Origin of the sequence: Streptomyces sp. UH6, from assembly GCF_013421635.1 — a bacterium.
Taxonomy (GTDB): domain Bacteria; phylum Actinomycetota; class Actinomycetes; order Streptomycetales; family Streptomycetaceae; genus Streptomyces; species Streptomyces abyssomicinicus.
The window spans coordinates 1-3,373 of the sequence record NZ_JACADT010000633.1; the positions used below are offsets into that span (position 1 = coordinate 1).

Genomic DNA, 3,373 nt, shown 5'->3' on the forward strand with positions numbered 1-3,373 from the left:
GCCCCGGCTCCGGCGCCGCAGGCCCCGTACAACGGGTCGTACGGCCAGCAGGCTCCGTACAACGGGTCGTACGGGCAGCCCGCGCAGGGCTACCAGTCGCAGTACAGCCCGCAGGAGTACCGGGGCTACTGACCGGCGCACGACCGGTCGGTGCCCGATGGCACGATGACCGTATGGGGAAAGCGGAAATCCATTCGATCCACGTACATCCGGTCAAGGCCTTCCGGGGCCAGGCGCCCCGGGAGGCACTGGTCGAGCCCTGGGGCCTGGCCGGTGACCGGCGCTGGGCGCTGATCGACGACGGGGGAAAGGTCGTCACCCAGCGCCAACAGCCCCGCCTCGCGACAGCCGCCGCCGAGCTCCGGCCCGGCGGCGTCCGTCTGTCCGCCCCCGGCATGGAACCGCTCACCGTGTCCGTGCCCGATCCGGGCACGTCGGACACCGCTGAGGCGGACGTCTTCGGCACCCGCGTCCGCGCGGTGCTCGCCGACGCGGCGGCGCACGCCTGGTGCCGCTCCTTCCTGGACTCCCCTGTGCGCCTGGTGCACATGGACGACCCGGCGGTCCGCCGTCCGGTCGACCCCGCGTACGCCCTGCCCGGCGAGACCGTCTCCTTCGCGGACGGCTATCCGCTGCTGGTGACCTCGCTCGCCTCGCTGGACGCCCTCAACGCGCTGATCGCCGACGGCGACCACGCCGAGGAGGGCCCGCTGCCGATGAACCGGTTCCGCCCCAGCCTGGTGGTGGACGGCTTCGAGGCGTGGGCGGAGGACGGCTGGAGCAGGGTGTCGGCCGGCGACGTCCGCTTCCGGGTCGCCAAGCCGTGCGGGCGGTGCGTGGTGACCACGACGGACCAGGAGTCCGCCCGGCGCGGCCGGGAGCCGCTGGTGAGCCTGGGCCGCCACCGGCGCGTCGGATCGCGCGTGGTCTTCGGGCAGTACCTCGTGCCGCTGACGACCGGTGCCGTCCGCGTCGGGGACGCGGTCACGGTCCTGGAGTGACGCCCCCGCCGCCCGTCCGCGCGGTGCCGCCGAAAGGGTGAGGTCCCTCTCTTTCCCGGCGCACGGCGCGTGAACGGACGACGGCAGGGCTATCACAGAAGCGGGAAAGGGGGGAGCGCCGGTGGGGGCGATCCGTGGAATCTGGCGCTGGCGGGGCAATCCGCTGCGGCGCACGACCGATCTGGTCGAGGCATGGGCGGCTCTGGTCGCCCTGCTGCTCATGGTGTTCGGCGCACCGCTGGCCGGCCTGCTCGCGGGCTCGGTCGCGCACGACACGCTGACGCGTACGGCCGGCCGCCAGCACGCGGCCCGGCACCGCGTGACGGCGACGGTGCTGGACACCTCGACGGTGGTCGTCCCGGTCTCCGCCGACGCCGGGACGGCGACGGAACGCGACGGCCGGCGGCGCGTGTTCGCCGCGTGGACCGCGCCCGACGGCACGCAACGGCGTGCGCACACCTGGACGAACCTGCGGAACCCGGAACCCGGCCGGCGGTTCGCCGTGTGGACCGACGCCCGGGGGACGCCGGTCGCCCGCCCGCTCGACGCGGGCGAGGTCGCCCTGCAGGCGGGCCTGGCCGGGATCGGCGCGGCCCTGCTGACCACGGCGATCGCCGAGTCGGCGCGACGGGTGACGCTCCGGCAGCTGACGCTGCGCCGCTACGAGCGGCTGGACCGGGCGTGGGAGCGGGCCGGACCCGACTGGGGCCGGGCCGGTACCGGAAGCTGATCACGATCGTTCACCGGGCAACCCACCGTCCACGCGCGCGCTACGGTGGTGCGGCCGACACGTTCGGCCCAATCCGCTACATCCCGTGTACGACGAGGTGGGGACAGAAAAGCACCATGGCACAGGGCACGGTCCAGGTGACGCACACCGGTACGTCGCGGTGGCGGCGCCGCACGGGTGAGTACCCCTCGCTCGCCTCGGCCCTGGAGGCCGCCGGCGACGGGGACGTGCTCACCGTCTCCCCCGGCACCTACCGGGAGAACCTCCTCGTCCAGCGGGCGGTGACACTGCGGGGGCCCGAGGGACAGCCGGGGGCCGTGCGCATCGCTCCCGTCGACGGCGTGCCGCTGACGGTGCGTGGCTCCGCCGTGGTGCAGGGCCTGCACCTGGAGGGGCAGGACTCCTCGGCTCCGGCACTGCTGGTGGAGGAGGGCGCCCCCGAGATCTCCGACATCCGCGTGATGACCCGCTCCGCGGCCGGGATCGAGGTGCGGGGCTCGGCGCGGCCCACGGTGCGCCGCTGCTCGGTCGACAACCCGGCGGGCGTGGGCATCGCCGTCGCGGACACCGCGGGCGGGGTCTTCGAGGAGTGCGAGGTGGCCGCGGCCGGTCAGGCCGGCGTGGCGGTGCACGGCGGGGCGCGCCCCCGGCTGGAGCGCTGCCGGGTGCACCACGCCTCCGGCCCCGGTCTGAGCGTCACCGGGGAGGGCTCCTTCGTCGAGGCGGTGGGCTGCGAGATCTTCGAGGTGCGCGGCAGCGGCGTGCAGATCACCGGGCGGGCCACCGGCCAGCTCACCGACTGCGCCGTGCACCGCACCTCGGGGGACGGCGTGACGCTGGACACCGACGCGGTCCTCACCCTGGCGGACTGCCGGATCCACGACATCCCCGAGAACGCGATGGACCTGCGGTCGCGCTCGGTGCTGACGCTGACCCGCACCAGCGTGCGGCGGTTCGGGCGCAACGGGCTGTCGGTGTGGGACCCGGGAACCCGCGTCGACGCCCACGAGTGCGAGATCTTCGACTCGACCGGCGACTACCCGGCGGTCTGGGTGAGCGACGGCGCCACCGCCGTGCTGGACTCCTGCCGGGTGCACGACGTGCCCGACGCGCTGTTCGTGCTGGACCGCGGGTCGCGGGCGGACGTCGTGGACAGCGACCTGAGTCAGGTCCGCAACACGGCCGTCTCGGTCAGCGACGGCGCCACGGCACAGTTGGACGACTGCCGCATCAAGGACGCCGCCACCGGCGCCTGGTTCCGTGACCACGGCAGCGGGGGCACGCTCGCCAACTGCTCGCTGGACGGCACCCAGACGGGCGTGATCGTCACCAAGGGGGCCGACCCGACGGTGGAGCGGTGCACGGTCGACGGGCCGGCCGAGGCCGGGTTCTACGTGTCGGCGGGAGGCCGCGGCACCTTCGTCGGCTGCAAGGTGACCGGCAGCGGCGGGTACGGCTTCCACGTCCTCGACGGCTGCCGCACCACGCTGCGCAGGTGCCGCACCGAGCGCTGCGCGCGGGGCGGTTACGAGTTCGCGGAGGCGGGCGCGGGCGGCGCGGGCGGCCCCGACGTGGAGGACTGCACCGGCGACGAGAGCCTCGCCGGTGCAGTCCTCCGTCAGCCATTCAGCTGCGGATTTCG

Annotated in this window: 3 protein-coding genes; all 3 read left to right on the top strand. The window is 74.6% G+C overall.

Features of this window, described 5'->3' with window-relative positions; all coding sequences use genetic code 11:
* Positions 1–173: 173 nt before the first annotated feature.
* A complete protein-coding gene (locus tag HW445_RS23350; protein ID WP_180222920.1) occupies positions 174–1,001 on the top strand; it encodes an MOSC domain-containing protein in 828 nt (275 codons plus the stop codon).
* Positions 1,002–1,122: 121 nt separating this feature from the next.
* Positions 1,123–1,731, top strand: a complete 609-nt coding sequence (locus HW445_RS23355; protein WP_180222921.1) for a hypothetical protein — start codon at positions 1,123–1,125, stop codon at positions 1,729–1,731.
* 116 nt (positions 1,732–1,847) lie between these two features.
* Positions 1,848–3,373: right-handed parallel beta-helix repeat-containing protein (locus HW445_RS23360; RefSeq protein ID WP_180222922.1), on the top strand; the 1,526-nt coding region annotated here is incomplete at its 3' end.